The sequence below is a fragment of the Desulfofustis glycolicus DSM 9705 genome (assembly GCF_900130015.1).
Lineage (GTDB): Bacteria > Desulfobacterota > Desulfobulbia > Desulfobulbales > Desulfocapsaceae > Desulfofustis > Desulfofustis glycolicus.
The window spans coordinates 35,032-52,305 of the sequence record NZ_FQXS01000019.1 but is presented as its reverse complement, the minus strand read 5'-3'; the positions used below and the strand labels follow the sequence as shown (position 1 = coordinate 52,305).

At 57.4% G+C, this 17,274-nt stretch carries 19 protein-coding genes; 5 read left to right on the top strand and 14 right to left on the bottom strand.

Features of this window, described 5'->3' with window-relative positions:
• Position 1: 1 nt before the first annotated feature.
• Entirely contained in the window at positions 2-613 is a 612-nt protein-coding gene (locus tag BUC26_RS14870; protein ID WP_073377371.1) for a DsbA family oxidoreductase, read from the bottom strand.
• A gap of 228 nt (positions 614-841) precedes the next feature.
• Positions 842-1,714 carry a histidinol-phosphatase gene (locus BUC26_RS14865; protein WP_244155868.1) on the bottom strand — a complete coding sequence of 291 codons (873 nt, stop codon included), beginning with the start codon at positions 1,712-1,714 and terminating at the stop codon, positions 842-844.
• A 257-nt stretch (positions 1,715-1,971) separates the two neighbouring features.
• On the opposite strand from BUC26_RS14865, the gene BUC26_RS14860 reads away from it, so the two are divergent.
• On the top strand, positions 1,972-3,099 hold the full coding sequence (locus tag BUC26_RS14860; RefSeq protein ID WP_073377368.1) for a hypothetical protein: 1,128 nt from the start codon (positions 1,972-1,974) through the stop codon (positions 3,097-3,099).
• 65 nt (positions 3,100-3,164) lie between these two features.
• Here the strand turns inward: BUC26_RS14860 and BUC26_RS14855 are convergent, their stop codons facing one another.
• Positions 3,165-3,485, bottom strand: coding sequence for a ComEA family DNA-binding protein (locus tag BUC26_RS14855; RefSeq protein WP_084540698.1), 321 nt, complete (start codon positions 3,483-3,485; stop codon positions 3,165-3,167).
• Between the two features lie 493 nt (positions 3,486-3,978).
• Here BUC26_RS14855 and BUC26_RS14850 point away from each other — a divergent pair, with 493 nt between their 5' ends.
• Positions 3,979-4,602, top strand: a complete 624-nt coding sequence (locus tag BUC26_RS14850) for a CBS domain-containing protein (protein WP_143166032.1) — start codon at positions 3,979-3,981, stop codon at positions 4,600-4,602.
• 108 nt (positions 4,603-4,710) lie between these two features.
• On the opposite strand, the gene BUC26_RS14845 is transcribed toward BUC26_RS14850, so the two are convergent.
• Positions 4,711-6,258 carry a sigma-54-dependent Fis family transcriptional regulator gene (locus BUC26_RS14845; protein WP_073377365.1) on the bottom strand — a complete coding sequence of 516 codons (1,548 nt, stop codon included), beginning with the start codon at positions 6,256-6,258 and terminating at the stop codon, positions 4,711-4,713.
• A gap of 494 nt (positions 6,259-6,752) precedes the next feature.
• Between BUC26_RS14845 and BUC26_RS14840 the strand changes: the two genes are divergently transcribed.
• On the top strand, positions 6,753-6,944 hold the full coding sequence (locus BUC26_RS14840; RefSeq protein WP_143166031.1) for a hypothetical protein: 192 nt from the start codon (positions 6,753-6,755) through the stop codon (positions 6,942-6,944).
• A 468-nt stretch (positions 6,945-7,412) separates the two neighbouring features.
• Here the strand turns inward: BUC26_RS14840 and BUC26_RS14835 are convergent, their stop codons facing one another.
• Positions 7,413-7,622 (bottom strand): hypothetical protein, encoded by a 210-nt coding sequence (locus BUC26_RS14835; protein WP_073377362.1) that lies wholly within the window; start codon positions 7,620-7,622, stop codon positions 7,413-7,415.
• Between the two features lie 187 nt (positions 7,623-7,809).
• On the opposite strand from BUC26_RS14835, the gene BUC26_RS14830 reads away from it, so the two are divergent.
• Positions 7,810-8,169: a HesB/IscA family protein gene (locus BUC26_RS14830; protein WP_073377361.1), complete on the top strand. Its 360-nt coding sequence runs from the start codon at positions 7,810-7,812 to the stop codon at positions 8,167-8,169.
• Complete coding sequence (locus tag BUC26_RS14825) at positions 8,159-8,377, top strand: hypothetical protein (RefSeq protein ID WP_073377359.1); 219 nt, start codon at positions 8,159-8,161, stop codon at positions 8,375-8,377. Before BUC26_RS14830 ends, BUC26_RS14825 begins: the two co-directional genes overlap by 11 nt.
• Positions 8,378-8,426: 49 nt before the next feature.
• Here BUC26_RS14825 and BUC26_RS14820 read toward each other — a convergent pair whose 3' ends face one another.
• The 9 genes from BUC26_RS14820 to BUC26_RS14780 all read right to left on the bottom strand — a co-directional run bounded on the left by BUC26_RS14820 (position 8,427) and on the right by BUC26_RS14780 (position 17,149).
• Positions 8,427-9,680, bottom strand: a complete 1,254-nt coding sequence (locus tag BUC26_RS14820) for a serine hydroxymethyltransferase (protein WP_279626305.1) — start codon at positions 9,678-9,680, stop codon at positions 8,427-8,429.
• 39 nt (positions 9,681-9,719) lie between these two features.
• Positions 9,720-10,316, bottom strand: coding sequence for a pyridoxamine 5'-phosphate oxidase family protein (locus BUC26_RS14815; RefSeq protein WP_073377356.1), 597 nt, complete (start codon positions 10,314-10,316; stop codon positions 9,720-9,722).
• Positions 10,317-10,323: 7 nt separating this feature from the next.
• Positions 10,324-11,067 carry a ribonuclease PH gene (gene rph, locus BUC26_RS14810; RefSeq protein WP_073377355.1) on the bottom strand — a complete coding sequence of 248 codons (744 nt, stop codon included), beginning with the start codon at positions 11,065-11,067 and terminating at the stop codon, positions 10,324-10,326.
• 12 nt (positions 11,068-11,079) lie between these two features.
• Positions 11,080-12,378 carry a phenylacetate--CoA ligase family protein gene (locus BUC26_RS14805; protein ID WP_143166036.1) on the bottom strand — a complete coding sequence of 433 codons (1,299 nt, stop codon included), beginning with the start codon at positions 12,376-12,378 and terminating at the stop codon, positions 11,080-11,082.
• Positions 12,379-12,430: 52 nt separating this feature from the next.
• Positions 12,431-13,153, bottom strand: a complete 723-nt coding sequence (locus tag BUC26_RS14800) for an ABC transporter ATP-binding protein (RefSeq protein ID WP_073377352.1) — start codon at positions 13,151-13,153, stop codon at positions 12,431-12,433.
• Between the two features lie 10 nt (positions 13,154-13,163).
• Positions 13,164-13,919 carry an ABC transporter ATP-binding protein gene (locus tag BUC26_RS14795; RefSeq protein ID WP_143166030.1) on the bottom strand — a complete coding sequence of 252 codons (756 nt, stop codon included), beginning with the start codon at positions 13,917-13,919 and terminating at the stop codon, positions 13,164-13,166.
• The gene (locus tag BUC26_RS14790) at positions 13,919-15,004 is read right to left on the bottom strand and encodes a branched-chain amino acid ABC transporter permease (RefSeq protein WP_073377351.1); all 1,086 of its coding nucleotides are present in this window, start codon (positions 15,002-15,004) and stop codon (positions 13,919-13,921) included. Before BUC26_RS14790 ends, BUC26_RS14795 begins: the two co-directional genes overlap by 1 nt.
• Positions 15,005-15,006: 2 nt before the next feature.
• A complete protein-coding gene (locus tag BUC26_RS14785; protein ID WP_073377350.1) occupies positions 15,007-15,897 on the bottom strand; it encodes a branched-chain amino acid ABC transporter permease in 891 nt (296 codons plus the stop codon).
• Positions 15,898-16,003: 106 nt separating this feature from the next.
• Complete coding sequence (locus tag BUC26_RS14780; protein WP_073377348.1) at positions 16,004-17,149, bottom strand: ABC transporter substrate-binding protein; 1,146 nt, start codon at positions 17,147-17,149, stop codon at positions 16,004-16,006.
• Positions 17,150-17,274 lie beyond the last annotated feature (125 nt).

Below are 17,274 nucleotides of genomic sequence, written 5' to 3'. Positions count from 1 at the left end.
ATCAGCGACGGACAACCCCGCACTCGGTGACAAACGTCGACAACGACCGGTACTCTTGGGCACCGACCAGTTTTTTCTCGCCGATGACAAAGGTCGGCACACCGGTTATGCCCAGCGCATCGGCCCGTTCCCAATCCCGGTCAACCGCTTCGGCAAAACTCCGTTCGGTCAGCACCGCACGGGCCTCTTCAACGTCGAGTCCGCACCGCTGGACGATCGTCAGCAACACGTCCTGCTGCGCCAGATTTTCGTGATTGACGAAATAGGCCTTGAAGGCCTGGTCGTGAAAGCGTTCACCCGCTCCCCTGGATTCGGCCCAGAGGCCGAGTTCCTGCGCCAATCTGCTGTTAAACGTCTTCGACCGTTCACAATAGGGCATATTCAGCGCCTTTGCGTTTCGGCGCAGATGCTCGATCAAATCTGCTTTCGGGTACGGGTAACGTTGGTAGATCTCGTCGAGTTCGCGGCCGTCTTCCGGCGTATCGGGATGCAACGGAAAAACGCGCCAGGTAATGGAGACATCGAACTCTTTGAGTAATCGATCGATTCGCCCGGTCATGAAATAACACCATGGGCAGACATAATCGCAGTAAAGGTCCATCTTGGTCATCATGGTAATAGGTGCCCCCGCTTGTTACTGCTTGATCGGATATCGACCGGTCTTCTTCTCCAGGAAAAAACGATTCCGTCTGATACGGTAACCATCTCGGGTCGCATTGCCATCGGAAGAAAATCGCCGCCGGCCGTCAACCGAGGCGTTAACAGACAAAGCGGGGTCAGGCTTGACAAGTTGACAAACCGCAGGCGGTTTGTCAACTTGTCAAGCCTGACCCCGCCCCTCTCAACCGGCAACCGGTTTCCGCCACTCCGTCGTAAAACCGTATCGTTTCAGACGGGTCACGCCGTCGGCAAAATAATTACCGACATCTGCCACTCCATGTGCATCGTCTCCCGGTACCACGGCAATCCCGAAGTCATGCGCCAGACGCAGGATCGACTCGGTCAGGTAGGGTTCGTCCGCTCCTTTGGCAAGTGCTCGAAGATTAAAATCGAGAATAAGGTCAAGATGCCGGATCAACTCCAGATTCCTTCGAATTTTCTTATTGATCTCAGGATGCTCAAAGCGCTGTCGATAGGCCGGATCAAAGATCCTGATCAAATCGAAATGGCCGACCACCGCTGGCCGCAGCAACGAGATCATCTCGTACTGCTGGTCGAAATATCGAAGGTAGAGGCGGTCGATCCCACCGGCTTTGACCGCCGCCCGATGATACATTTCAGGCGAATAGTCGAAGTTTATATCATCGACGAAATGAACGGAACCGACGATATAATCGGGCGCAAACGCTTCGATTAATGCCGGTACGAATAGTTGATAACCGCTATAAGTCTCGATCTCCATTGCCGCGAAGAGACGGATCTGCGGAGCGTAGAGGGTTTGCAGCCGACGACACTCGACCATGTAGCGACCGAAACGCTCATAGAGCAGCTCCGGGGTCAGCCCGGCCTCTCGCTGATCGGTGTAAAGCAGCTCCTGACTGATGCCGGGTGCATGCTCGGTGATACCGGCCCAGGCAAATCCCCTGGCAATGTAGGCCTTGACGATCTCCTCGAGCGAATCGACCGCGTGATTGCAAAACTGGCCGCTATGACCGCCGTGCACCGATACTTTCTCTTCAGGCTCCATGGCATCTTCTTCTCTGAGTAAAATCAAGTGCTTCCCCGCCCCGGTCCGACACCGGCGGCACGTCATGTTTTTGTACTAGAAATTCACTGGTATCTCAAGGAGTCATTGAATTATCCCATGGTGAACTTATGGTTGAAGAAACATGAGAAAAGCGGGGTCAGGCTTGACAAGTTGACAAACCGCAGACGGGTTGTCAACTTGTCAAGCCTGACCCCGCTTCTAATATAATGGAATTGATTAAACTGCGATTACGAGGCTTGGGGGAGGTCCCGGAAACGAACTGGGTGGAAGTCACTTCCGGTTTGAACCTGCTTCAGGTGCGGTCCGTCCCACGGAAAACGGCACTGATCAATGCATTGGCAACGATCAATCCGCCATATCCGTGCGAGCATGCCGACCCGTTTGCCGATCTGCCACGGCAGATCAGCCGGCAGGGGTACACGCGAAGGATCGTGCCGCACAAACGAACCATCGCCATCACCGTTTTCAACAGTGATCCCGGACTGATACAGGAACTGGCCGAGATCAGCCCCGTCCTCTACGAAACGGACCTGATCGAGGTCGGCCGCCGGCTCGACTATTCCCGCTGGATTAATTTTATCGAACTCGCCTCATCGACAAGATGGGGCGACATAGCAGCCGAGGTGGATTCTGTACTCCCCTCTTCGGCCCCGGCCACCGGCAGCGAAGAACGGTTGCGCCGTCGCCTCGACACCCTGGCATCGTCAGATCGTATCAAAGAAGAGCTCATGTCTGAGCTGGCCGACTACCTCAAAACAGCGGCGGCCGAAGCACCTGCTGCCGAGAAAACTCGACTGACCGAACTACGCCATCGGGTTCTCCGGGCCCGTCACTTTGCCACCGCCCGCACAATAGTCGAACAGTGGCTGCCGCTGCTGGCCGCCATTGATCTTACGGATCTGCCGTTCTGGCAGTTCGGTGACTTGCGTCCTGCCCCGGAGATTCGACTCCCACCGCCGCTTTCCCATCTCCTGGAGAAACTCCGGAACGTCCTGGAAACTGTAGATGCGGCTGCAGCCGAGGAGTTGCTGCACCGGCTGCAAGTGGAACTTGACCGCCAGGGGCCGACACCGGCACTGCACGTGCGATGCCGGCAACACCTGCCCACCGTCGAGATCAAAGCTGAAAACGGCGGGCTGCGGCCCATCGACGGACTGGCTCCGCTCGACCGGCTCGCCGCCTGCTGCCAACTGCTCATCGCGCTGTCCACGGTCCTGCTGCGTAGCCGGCCAATCCTGTTGTTTTCCCTGCCGAGCTGGGCGAGCTTCAGGGAAGATCGAGATCTGCTGGCCAGCCGAATCACCGAGCTGGCCGACAGCTGCCAATGCCTCTGCGTCACCACCGACAGCCGCCCCTTTCCCGACCATGACGCAATTTTCGTGGACAATTAGTCCCGATCGTAGGCCCTGTGCCGAGGCGAGGAACCTGACCGACAGGTCCCTCGCCTCGGGGCTCCTCAGGAAACGGTGATCAGCGGTCTGATCTTTTCGAGCATCTTCGGGCCGACACCCTTGACGTTGAGCAGATCGTCAACAGATTTAAACGGACCGTTCTCCTCACGGTAGGCATTGATCCGTTCAGCAAGCTTTTCGCCGATTCCCGGCAATGTAGCCAATTGTTCAAGATCAGCCCGGTTGATATCAACCGTCTCACCGGCGACCTGGGCCGCCGCCGCGGCCGATTTGGCTCCGGCGGCTTGACTCAGGGCCGGACCGGCCACGGAAAAAAGCAGGACAAGTGAACAGAGTATGGACACGATTACGCGATGCATTTTCATCAGACTTCCTCCTGTTGTCTAGGTTCTTCTATCGAAAAATAGTGATATTCCATGGTCTCATCGGCCGAGGAGATGGAATGCATCGAACATAGCCGCTCTATCTGACAATTTTCTGACACCTGCCGCTTTTTTCCTCCTGGAGGTTGTTTTTTTACTAGATAATCACCTCACCCCGGCTGATCGGTTCTACCGGAGGCTGCATCGCGAGGGTCCTGCGGGTCGGAGAACACGCTAAAACCTATCCCGCCGTTGGAAATTTGCGCAGGACAGGTTAAAACCGGTCCCGCCGTCCGCTGAGATGGAGATTTTCATTGTCTGTTGTGACCTTCCGTCATGAAGGTTATAGTAAGTTTTAGGTAAGGGCGGAAATTCCGGAACAATCCGGACAAATAGGCACCGAAGCGGCGACAAGCAAGTCGACGGGAACGTCGACAGGAGCGTAGCACCTCCGGAGGCCTCCTTTTGGTGCATCTCACTTATCCGCGGGTTGATTATGTTCGCTGTCTACAACGATAGAGGCTACAGTTTTCGCAGCACGCTCGAGGAAGTCTATCGGGTGGAGGGAATCACGCCAACCAAGCGTGTCAAGCCGCTGCTCTCCGACGACCAGGGCGAGTCAGCCGATACCGGGCAACAGTCGCCGTTGACCAACGAGGCGGTCAACGCCTATAAAAAAATGATCCAGTCACGGCATGAAGAAGCGATCTATCATGCCTATCAGATCATGAAGCGGCCGGTTTTCACCGTCGGCGAAAACATTTCAATCTCTGACTGCTACGAGATGCTGACAAGCAAAGGGATCAAACAACTCCCCGTCATCAACGACGAAAACAAACCGGTCGGCCTAATCACCAGGGAAAGCCTGCTCAAGGTGTTGCTGGTTGACAACGAGACCGTGCGCTCGCCTGAGAGCGGGTCGATTGCCCCTCTCGTTTCGCGACCGCTGATCTCAGCCGATCCGGTTTCAGACATCAGACGTGTCGCCCAAGTGATGTACGAGTGCGAACTCAACTGCATTCCGGTAACCAACGCCGCCGATGTGATCATCGGCATCATTACCCGGACGGATATCGTCTACGCCGTTTCCACCTACCCGGCCATAACGCTCTGGGCATAACCCCGGAAAGGCAGCAGGCACTCCGACGCGACCGCAACTGCACCGGCTGCTCCGCATTATCGATCTCACACAAAGATTTTCTTGTCGACCAGCCCCAGCGCCGGGTGATTAGATGTGGTATCGTTTCAGTTTTTTCAGCAACCCCTGCCTGGTAATGTCAAGCAACGCTGCCGCCTGAGTCTTGTTGCCGTTAGTCCGTTCGAGGGCTTGTTTGATCAGTCCGACTTCCAATCGTCTGGCCTGAGCCGGAATAGCAAGATCATTGAAATCGGTCTCGCGCCGGCGCTTCTTGTGGCTGTTGAAAAAATGGAGCAGATCGCGCGAGCAGCGATCCGGCTGAATAATCTGGCCGTTGTCGGTTAGGGCTACCAGCCGCTCCACCTCCTTGAGCAACTGCCGAACGTTGCCAGGCCAGGAAAACCGCTCGAAGAGATCAATAACCTCCGGCGAGAACCCGGACACGTGTTTAGAGAAACGCTCGTTGGTAACACTGAGAAAATGCTGAGCCAGCGGCAGGATATCCTCTTTTCGATCACGAAGCGGCGGGATGACAATCTCCACCGAAAACAGCCGGAAGAACAGGTCTTCCCGAAACCGTTCTTTTTTGATCTCCGCGGCCAGATCGCGGTTTGACGCGCTGACCAGGCGCAGGTCGTATGATATCACCTTGTTGCTGCCGAGCCGGTGCCCCTCGCCTTCCTGAATAACACGCAGAAACTTCGGCTGAATGATCAACGGCATTTCTCCGATCTCATCGAGAAACATGGTTCCGCCACTGGCCTCTTCGAAAAAGCCGCGACGGGATTGCTCGGCGCCGGTGAACGCACCTTTCTCGTGGCCGAAAAATTCACTCTCCACTAGATTCTCCGGGATACAGGCACAGTTTACCGGCACGAATGGTTTGTCTGCCCGATCGCCGAGGGCATGGATCATCCGGGCGACAAGCTCTTTTCCGGTACCGTTTTCCCCGAGAATCAATACATTTACCGGTGTTTTGCTGATGATGCGAACCAAGTTGAGGACATCTATCATGGCCTGGCTCTCGGCTATGATCTTGGTGCCATGGATGGTTGCCTGCTCGAGCCGTTCGACCTCTTTTCCGAAGCGAGAGGCGATGGTCAGGATTTCCTGATTGAGCATCACCGACTCGATGGAAATGGAGAGAAAATGTGAAATCTCATCCAGTTTATGCAGATCATCGACGGTAAAGTCGCGACCGTCCTTTTTGTTGAGCAGCTGAATTGCCCCGGTCACACTTTCGCCGGTGACACTCCTGATAGGACAGCAGACGACGTTTCGACTGACAAAGCCGGTCTGTTCGTCACTGCTGGAATGGAAGCCGCGATGCTCCGCGAGATTATTTTCGACGATGCCGCGACCGCTCTTGATCACCTGACCGACAATGCTGCCCTCCAGCGGCGGTTCAATCTGCTCCTCCTCCAGGCCGGTGCCGAACATTGAACAAATCCGGTTGCTGCCCCGCTGCATAATAAAGATGGTGCATCGTTCCGCCTGCATGAAATCGGGAAGAATACGGGAGTAAAAGGTAATAAAGGTCCGATAATCGTCGAATGTCCAGGAACTGGTAACCTGGGCAAGGCGGTTGCGTAGCTTGACGAGCTGTTCCTGCGTAACCGATGGGGAAGTTTTAGCCATAATCGTAAACGATATTTACATTTTTTAAACGGATGAAGAGCCAACCGTACGTTTCGGAGACACCCCGACACACCTGTCAGCATCATTTAACCTTAACGACATGATGCAAATTTGTCAAATCGTTCCAACACCTTTCCTTTTTTACGTAATAATACAAACAGTGCTCTTCCGGAATCGAGTTGATTATCTCCGTCACACCAGGAATAACCCTGACAAAGAGAAAAAGCGAAGAATCGGTTGTCGTTAAAATCGTTAACTCCGTTGGCATTTTTCACCTCAATCCTCTCACAACGGTGTCACCATGATACACGGCAGTCTCACCACGAAACCGCTCGACCCACCAAATATAGACGAATATTCAGCATGATAATCACTGACAACAGCATTGTTTACAGAAAAATCAACATAATAGGCAACATTGGCACACGTCGTGCAATACCTGAGACATGAGACAACAAGCAACGAAAATCATTTCACTGAACGAGTCGCCGGACATGAGTAGCCAACGAGACAAACGAAATGATATGCGGCAAATCGGGCGAGGCTTCATCGTCTGTAACCAGGGTGCGTTGATAGGACGAAAACTTGCAAAGGTCTACATGGACCAGCAAAAACGCACCTATGTTGAAATAAACGGGGAGTTGGAAAGACTCACCGAACAACACGGCTATCTTGCCGTTGATTGAGAGGAAACGCTTCGTGAATATGCTCGGCAGAGACATCCTGGAGACTCGTAGGGAGAATCTGTTGCCGATCACCTGCACACCGGCCGGTACCAATCAGCCGAGGTGCGATAAGCCCCCCCGGGGATGTGGAGTGGCTGGTTCATCAGCTGTCAGTGATTGTACGCCGTCTGGAAGCACCTGTTGCTGGATCATCCATCGCCGATCCACAAATATCACCTGTATCTGATTCCACTCCACATCCCCACCCCCAGTACGCAAAAACCGGGACAGCCAACGGCTGCTCCCGGTTTTTCTTATAGGAACCATGAAAAATTGTCATTTCGCCCAATCTCTTCGTTGCGCGATCAAATTTTACCCTCGGAATATCATCTATGCCTGCGGTAAAATTTTCTTGCGCGCCTCGATCTTGAACGAAATTCCGAATTTTTCAAGCTCCCCTTATGTCATCATTGTGGCTTGGACCGGTGATCAGGGCGAAGACTCCCCGTCGTCAGCTGAAGCTTCCTCATCTTTCTCGGAAACACGGACACTGCCGGTACCGGCAACGGTCACCCCGCGTGACAGGAACAATACTTCCAAGGCCAGTAACTCATCATCGACGACTTCATCGTCACTTTCCGGTAGGGCGTCAGGCTCGCTATACCATTCTTCCCGTAATTCAGCCAATCGATCTCGCATCGTATCCTCCTCAGTCTATCGGTAACACCTGCGGATACTCAGTATGTAACCGGAACGAAGCCGTTTGACAAGCAGGCAAAAGCAGCCTCCGCTTTTGCCTTTTCCGCCATCGTTCCTATTTTGTAAGGTGAGAATTACTATTATCCAGTTCTCGATAAACAGCTAACCGAATCCGGGAGGTCAAGCGGTGATTACTATCAGCGAGGCAGCACGTACCCAACTGCTCGACCGCGGCGGCGGCGAAGGTCTGATCCGTATCGTCGTACAGTCCGGCGGCTGTGCCGGCATGACCTATCACGCAGAAATTGTAGCGAAAAAACAAGAACACGAAAAAATCATCAAACGCGACAGAGGGTTGACCGTCATCACCGACGACGACAGCCTGCCGTACCTGATCGGACTGCAGCTCGACTACTCGGATGATCTGATCACCGCCGGGTTCCGCTTTTATAACGGCAGCAACAAGTCATCGTGCGGTTGCGGCGCCAGCTTTTCAACTGGTGGCCAGCCGCTCTTCAAAGACGAGGGGGCCGGCTGTGGCGCCTGAGCCGATACCGCTGCTCGGCGGTAAATCCGTGCACTGCATCAACGAATCGCAGATGGCCGAGGCCCAGCACCTCAGTGAGAGTGATGCGGTCTCCGCACCGAAAATCCAGGCCCACCTTCACCAAGCGGAGGCCGAATTGACGCGCAATGAACGAGCAGCGCTGGCCTTCGTGTTGATCAAACGTCTCAAGGAAACCCAGGGCGACTAGCATTCCACGGATCAAACGGTACGAGCATGGCTCTCGGGCACGTATCCCTTCAAGCAATGCCCGGCGGCGGGAAGGCCTTGCAGAAAGCGGCGACATCGGCGCCGATCTCGGTGATAAGCCGCTCGTTTTCCGGCTCAGAGACCACCGCGTTAATCCATTCGCCGACCTGGAACATCTCCGCTTCCTTGAATCCCCTCGTCGTTACCGCCGATGTTCCGATCCGAATTCCGCTTGGATTGCCCGGTTTTCGTTTATCGAACGGCACCGCGTTGTAGTTGACCACCAGTCCTGCCATATCGAGGGCCCTGGCTGCTTGCTTGCCGGTAACCTTCTTGTTGGTCAGATCGACGAGCAACAGGTGGTTGTCGGTGCCGCCGGTAATCAGATCAAAACCCCGTTTGCACAGCGTTTCGGCCAGGGCCCGGGCGTTTTTCACGATCTGCCCGGCATAGTCGGCAAACTCGGGTGTCGCCGCTTCCCTGAAGGCCACCGCCATGGCTGCGGTGGTGTTGTTGTGCGGCCCGCCTTGTATGCCGGGGAAGACCGCCTTGTCGATGGCCGCCCCGTATTCCCGCTTGCACATGATGATCGCACCGCGCGGTCCCCGCAGCGACTTATGGGTGGTGGTGGTCACCACATCGGCCCACGGCACCGGCGACGGATGCGCGCCACCGGCGACCAGCCCGGCGAAATGGGCCATATCGACAAGCAGCAGGGCTCCGACTTCGTCGGCAATTTCCCGAAACTTTTCAAAATCGAGGATCCGCGGATAGGCGGAATGACCGGCAATGATGATTTTCGGCCGGCACTGCCGGGCCTTTTCCAGGATCTGTTGATAATCGATCAGACCGGTTTCCCGGCTCAGCGTGTAATGTTCAGCCTGGAAATATCTGCCGGAAATACTCACCGCGGCGCCATGGGTCAGGTGGCCGCCGTGCGGCAGAGCCATGCCGAGAATGGTATCGCCGGGTTTAAGAAAGGCGAGATAGACGGCTAGATTGGCCGGCGATCCTGAATACGGCTGCACGTTCACATGCTCGGCGTCGAACAGGTCAATGGCCCGCTCGATGGCGAGGCGCTCCACCTGGTCGATGATTTGCTGTCCCTCGTAGTAGCGCCGGCCGGGATAGCCTTCCGAATACTTGTTGGTCAACACCGAGCCGGTCGCCTGCAGCACCGCTGAGGAAACGTAATTTTCCGAGGCGATCAGGCGGATCTTGTCGAACTGCCGCCGCTCCTCCTGCTTAATCAAATCATAGATATCCGGATCGGTCTGTCTGATGTCGTCCATAGTTCCTGCCATCGGTTCCTCGTCAAAAAAGTCGCGTGCTCCGCTTCGCGTTTATTCGCTTTCTCGCAGCAGCCGCGCCGCCTCCTCATCGCCCTGTAGATTGCGCCGATGCAGGTAGGAGGCAAGCCGCTGTTTGGTCTGCCGATCCTTTTTCTGAGCCAGATCACTCTTGCCGGTGATCGATTCGATGCGTACCGCAACCACCAGACACAATGCCACCGCCGGTGTTTCGGCGGTGATCGGGGGAAACTCGGTGGCAGGCTTCTCATGAGCGGTAACCAGGCCGTTCAAGGCGCGCACTTTCTCATCGATCCGCTCGACGACCTCGGCCCGCCCCCGGATGATAACACAATGGTAGAACTGATGGACCAGGCACGGTTCGGGAAGATCACCATAATAGCCGAGATCGAGATAGGCAAGCGGAATATCGACGGTAAAGCAGACCCGCGGATCGCGCCTGATATTGTCGAGTTTCTCGCCGGCCCGGGCACAATGAAAATAGATCGAGCCGTCGAGATAGACGTAGTTGACCGGGGTGATGTAGGGGTAACCGTCGTTACCGAGAGTGGCCAGCCGGCCGATAGTGGTGCGCTGCAGGATGGCATCCATCGCCGTCCGGTCGGTAATTTCACATCGGGCTCGTTTCATATTGTCCTCACGCGCGTGCCGCCGGATGATCGAGATCCTGCCGTTGCCACAGGGACTGCAGCGTTTCGATGCCGGCCCGGGCGGAGTTTTTCATCAGGGCGAACTCCCCATCGGTGAGCGGCCGCCCTTCGGCGGACACCTGGATCTCGACCCAGTCACCGCCGGCCATCACGAAGTTACCGTCGGCCTCGGCTCGGGCGTCTTCCCGATAATCGAGATCGAGCAGCACTTCACCGTCGACAAGCCCGACCGAAACCGCCGCCACCGGCCGCAACAGCGGCAGACAGGGCAAACGGTGCTCGCGCACCATCCTGGCGATGGCCGCCCGCACCGCCAGTGCCGCTCCGGTAATCGCGGCCGTCCGCGTCCCGCCGTCGGCGTTGAGGACATCGCAATCGACCCGCAGCGTATACGGGCAGAGCCGGGTAAGATCAACCATCTGTCGCAGACTGCGACCGATCAGCCGCTGAATCTCCATGCTGCGTCCGGACCGCGCGGCCGTTTCCCGACGATTGCGCGACGAGGTGGCGCCCGGCAACATCGCATACTCCGCAGTAATCCAGCCCTGACCACTGTTTTCCAGAAACGGCGGCACTGCCTCTTCCAGGCTGACGGCGCAAACCACCTGGGTGGCGCCGGTGCTGATCAGCAGCGAGGCATAGGCCTGCGGCTGGATGTCCGGCTCGACGCGAAGCGGCCTCAGTGCATCTGCCGCCCGGTCATGGGCTCGCTGCCAGGCTTTCGTGGTCATGGTCGGGCGCTCCTAGAGTTCACGTTTGTCGATGATCCGGTTGCCCTTGCCGTTAAAGCGTTCCAGACTCCGCTCCTCGACCAGCTTGACCTCGACGCTGACCCCGAGTTCCGTGGCCAACCGTTTCTTGATCTGCTCGATAACCTGCCGCTGCTTTTTCATCTCGTGGAAAAACATAGATTCGACGACTTCGACGAGAACGGTCATTCGGTCCTCGTTCTGCTGTCGCTCGATGACCAGATTGTAATGGGGTTGCGTCCCTTCGATATCGAACAGGATGGCCTCGATCTGCGTCGGAAAGACGTTGACCCCTTTGATGATCAACATATCGTCAGTCCGGCCGGTGATTCGTTGAATCCGCTGCAAGGTGCGGCCACAAGGGCACGGCTCGAGCAGCAGCCGGGTCAGGTCGCGGGTCCGATAGCGGATCACCGGGAAGGCCTCTTTGGTCAGTGTGGTGATGACCAGCTCGCCGATTTCACCCGGCGCAACCGGCTCCAGCGTTTCCGGATCGAGGATCTCGATCAGGAAATGGTCCTCGTTGACGTGCAATCCGTTGCACTCTAAACATTCCCCGGCAACACCGGGACCCATCACTTCTGAGAGTCCGTAGTTGTCGGTGGCGATGATGCCGAGGCGCTCATTGATTTGACGGCGCATTCGCTCGGACCAGGGTTCGGCGCCGAACAATCCGTATTTCAGGGACAACCCACTTGGGTTGATGCCCATATCCATCATCACATCGGCCATCTTCAATGCGTAGGACGGTGTGCAGACCAGCGCCGTGGTCTTGAAGTCCTGCATGATTTGGATCTGCCGGCGGGTATTGCCGGAGGAGATTGGAATAACCGAGGCGCCGAGCCGCTCCGCCCCGTAATGGAGGCCGAAGCCACCGGTAAACAGGCCGTAGCCGAAGGCGATCTGGATGACATCATCCTTTGTCACCCCGGCCGCGGTGAGGATGCGGGCCACCAGGTTCGACCAGGTGCGGATGTCGTTACTGCTATAGCCGACCACGGTGGCCATGCCGGTGGTCCCGGACGAGGAGTGGATGCGGACTACATCGCGCAACGGCACGGCAAACAGGCCGTAGGGATAATTGTCCCGCAGATCCTGTTTGGTGGTAAACGGCAGCCGGCGCAGATCGTCGAGCGAACCGAAGGACTCGTAATCGAGCTTCATGTCGAAGAACTTGTTGCGGTAAAACGGCACATGGGTACCAACCCGATACAGTGTCGCCTGGAGCCGCTCCAACTGCAATTGCTCCAGTTCGTCCCGCGCGATGCACTCCCTCTCCTCTTCCCAGAACATCATCTCACTCCATCTCTTCGTATCAACCTGCAAGCCGGCACGGCGCCGGCGGTTAGTGAATCCGTTCCCGCCCCAGGTAGGCTCGTTGCACGTCACGATTGGCAAGCAAATCCTCGGCCGACCCCTGCAGAATCACCTTGCCGGTCTCCAGGACATAACCGCGATCGGCAATAGTCAGCGCCGCCTTGGCGTTCTGTTCGACGAGCAATACCGTATTACCTTCTTCACGCAGCCGGCCGATAACCCGAAAAATCTCCTGCACGATCAGTGGAGCGAGGCCGGTGGACGGCTCGTCCATCATAATCAGCGACGGTTTCGACATCAGGGCTCGCGCCATGGCCAGCATCTGCTGCTCGCCGCCGGACAACGTCCCGGCCAGCTGCTGCCGCCGCTGGTGCAGGATCGGGAATAACTCATACTGGTGGGCCAACTGCTCGGCGAGCAGCTGTCTTCCCTGCCGCCGCAACACGTGACCGCCGAGAATCAGGTTTTCTTCGACCGACAGCGGCGCAAACACCTGCCGACCTTCCGGCACCATCACGCAACCGAGCGCCGGGAGCTTCTGTGCGGCCAGGGTGGTGATCGGCCGGTCACGAAACTCGATCTCGCCCGACGTCGCCCTGAGCAACCCGGCAATCGTGGTCAGCAGGGTCGTCTTACCGGCCCCGTTGGCACCGATGATGGCAACGATCTCGCCGGCCTTGACATGCATGGAGACCTGTTTGAGGACCTTGAGCTTGCCATAACCGGAGGAGAGATTCTTGATTTTCAACATGACCCGTCCGCTACTCCCCGAGATACACCTTGATCACTTCTTCGTTGCTCTGAATCGCTTCCGGTACATCTTCGGCAATCTTTCGACCGAAACTGAGCACGACTATCTCATCGGAAATATCCATCACCAGCGACATGTCATGCTCGACGAGCAGCACGGTGATGCCGAGCTGTCGGATCGAACTGATCAGCCGGCCGACCTCGGCCGTCTCGTAGATATTGAGACCGGCAGCCGGTTCGTCGAGCAACAGCAGGTCCGGCTCCATGGCCAGCGCTCGGGCCAGTTCGACGGCCCGTTGCTGGCCGAAGGCCAGGCTGGTGGCCTCGAGTTCGGCCAACTCGGCGATCCCGAGCATCTCCAGACGCTCCAGCGCCGCCTGCCGGATCCGCTGCTCTTCGGCCAACACCCAGGGCAAATGGAGCATCGAGGCAATGAAACCGCCGCTGCTCCTGATATGCCTGCCGATCATCACGTTCTCCAGCACCGTCATGCCGGGAAACAGCTTGATGTTCTGAAAGGTCCGGGCAATTCCGAACGAGGCGATCTGGTGGGGTCTGTGGCCGGTAATATCGCGGCCGTCAAGCAGCACCGATCCCGACGAGGGCGTCAGCGAACCGGTGATCAGGTTGAACAGGGTCGTCTTGCCGGCCCCGTTGGGCCCGATCACCGCCTTGATCATCCCGCGCTCAACCGAAAAGGAGACCTCGCTAACCGCCTGCAGGCCACCAAATTGTTTGCCCAGGTTCGAGACTGCCAGCAAGGCCATCAGCGCAGCCCTCCCGGCTCTTTTACCCGGCGCCGGCGGCGGCGGAAGAAATCGAGCACACCGCTGAAATTCAGCAGGCTCAGGACACCGTTCGGGGCAAACAACATGATGCCGATCAGAATCAGGCCGAAGACGGCATCGTCATAGCTGCCGAAAACACCGCGCAGCGACAGGAAGTTGAGTACCACCCCCATGACCAGCGCACCCCAGAGGTGGGCCATGCCGCCGACCGCGACGATCGCCACATAGCGCACCGATTTCATCACCCCGGCCTCCGACGGCCCGATACCGCCGTTGTAATGGGTCAGAAAGACCCCGGCAACGGCGGCGAAAACGGCGGACAGGACAAAGACCTGCAGTTTGCAGCGGGCCGTGTCGACGCCCATCGCCCCGGCGGCATCCTCGGAGCCGTGAATGGAACGGAGTGCCCGGCCAACCCGGCTGTCGATCAGATTCCTGAGCAGGATCAGACCCATGATCAGCAGGCCCCAGGCGATATAGTAATTTGCTTCCCGGACAGCGAAGCTGCCGCTGACCTCCAGGCCGAACGGCAACAGGAAGGGCGGCACCTCGGAGATGCCGTCGGCCTCGCCGAAATATTCGCTGGCCAGGGCAATGCGGTAGATAATGATGCCGAAACCAAGCGTCGCCATGGCCAGGTAGTGTCCTTTCAGCTTGAGCACCGGGATGCCAAGCAGCCAAGCGATCAGGGCCGCTGCGATAATCGCGACCAGACAGGCCGCCCAAGGGGCGACTACCACCAGTTCGGCTCCATAGATATCCTGACCGGTAGCCAGGATACCGGCCCCTTCAAGCAGTCGAAAGAAGGCCTGGTCCTGAAAGAACGCCAGATTCCTGGTAGTCAGCGCCGCGGAGAGATAGCCGCCGATGGCGAAAAAACCGGCGTGGCCCAGCGAGATCTGACCGGTATAGCCCATCAACGCGCAAAGTCCGATGATCAGCAGCGAATAGTAGGCCGCCATGGTCAACTGGGTCAGGTAATACCTGGTGTCCGTCCAGTCGGTCAACACCTGAACGCCGACCACCAGGATCACCAGCGGCAGTAGGAAAAGAAGGCGCCGCATCGCTAGAACTCCTTCAATCCGGCAGCCGTCCCGGAACCGAACAGGCCGTGTGGACGAACGAACAGAATGATCAGCAGGATGGCGATGGCGATGGCATCCTGAAAGGCCAGCGGCAGCACCGACACCGAGAATGCCTCGATGATGCCAAGCAGCAGACCGGCCGCCACCGCCGCCGCGGAATTGCCGAGTCCGCCAAGGATGGCCACGGTGAACCCCTTGATGGCCAGACCGGTACCGTTATCGTAGGCAGTCGAGGTAATCGGCGACATGACGCAACCGGCCAGCGCGCCGATACCGGCGCTGAGGACAAACGAGAAGGTCACCATGTCGCGGGTATTGATGCCGCAGAGTACGGCCGCCTTGCGATTGGCGGCGCAAGCCCGCATCTGCCGACCCACCGACGTGCCCTGGAAAAAAATACTGAGAAACGCCACCATCAGACCACAGGCGCCGATTACCCAGAACACCTGGGGTGACACGCGGGCACCAAGCACGTTGACGGTGCTGATCTCGTTGCCGACAAAATACGGCAGCGAACGGATCGACTCGTCCCAAACATGCAGGGCCGCCTCACGGGTCAAAATGGACAGGCCGATGGTGATGATGACCATGCGCAACACCCCGGGATTGTCCAACCAGCGGATAAAACAGATCTCCAGCAGCGCCCCGTAGAGCATGGTCAGGGCCACCGCCGCAGCAATGGCCAGCGGCAGCGGCATGATCGGCAAAAGCGAGATGGAGATCATGCCGCCGAGCATGACGAACTCGCCCTGGGCAAAATTGATGATGCCGGTGGTGTTATAGATGATATTGAAACCGATGGCGACGATCGCATAGATCGAGCCGTAGGTAATCCCGGCAAAAAAATATTGAATAAAGAGTTCCAGGGTCATCGGTCACGCCTGCGCCTGAAAACGCCGGGCATCGCGAGCCCCGACCGCCGGGGCCCAAGATATCCGGCGGAGTCCGGTCGACAGCTCTCCTGCCCGGCAGCGATGCTTACTGCTTTTCATAGGGAACAAAAGCGCCGTTCTTGACGGTGACCATCTCGAACGATTCGAGATCGAGCCCGTTATGATCGGTGGCGGAAAAACTGAAGATGCCGGCGGTGCCGGGCAGACCCTGGATCTTTTCGATCTCGTCGCGAATCGACTGCTGATCCGTGCCGCCGTTTTCGATCGCTTTCATCAGAATGATAAAGGCATCATAGGCATGACCGCCGAAGGTGGACGCCTGTTCCTGAAATTTCCCTTCGTAATCGGCCTTGTACTTGGTCAGCAATTGCTTCTGCGGGTGATCGGCGGGAAGTTTGTCGGCCACCAGCAAACGGCCGGCCGGAAAGATGATCCCCTCGGCAGCCACGCCGGCCGACTCGACATACTTGATATTGCCGAAACCGTGACTCTGAAAAAGCGGCACGTCCCAGCCGGCCTGACGCATATTCTTGGCGACAATAGCCTGGGCAGGAACGATCGACCAGTTGACCACCGCCTGCACGTCCGGATTGGCTTTCATCTTGGCAACTACGGCGGACAGGTCGTTGGCATCCTTGTCATAGACCTCGGCCTCGACGATCTCGATGCCCATGGTCGGGGCGATGGCCTGCAGCTGCTCCTTGCCCGCTTTGCCAAAACCGGTGTTGCCGGCCAGCACCGCAATCCTGCTGATGCCCATCTCCTGCATGGTCATGAAGATCCGCCTGACCGCAAAGGAGTCACTCTGCGGGGTCTTGAAAACGAAGCCGGCCACCGGGTTGACGATGACCTCGGCGGCGGCACAGGAGAGCAGCGGCGTACGACTCTCTTCGAAGAGCTTCTTGACGGCCATCGACTCGCCGGACGTGGATGGTCCGATTACCGCGACGACCTGCTCCTCCTCAATCAGTTGCTTGGCAAAGGAGATGGCTTTTTCCGGACTGCCGCCGGAGTCCTTAATGATCAGTTCGATCTGCTTGCCGTTAATGCCGCCGGCCTGATTGACCTCGTCGGCAAGCATCTCGATGGTCCGCGATTCCGGTCCACCGAGAAACGCCGCCGGTCCGGTAACCGCCAGGATGGCACCAACTTTCAAGGTTTCAGCCATTACAGCCGGGGCCGCGGCCAAGCTCAATGCCAGGACGACCATCATCATGCGACACGCTTTCATGTCTGCTCTCCCCTCTTGCTGTTGAAAGCCGCCTGCACAGCCCGGTCACTGCACGACTTTCATCCCTGTTCTCCAGTCGTGCCGTACTTCACTGCCGGGGCACTCCCGGGAAGTGTCGACCGATC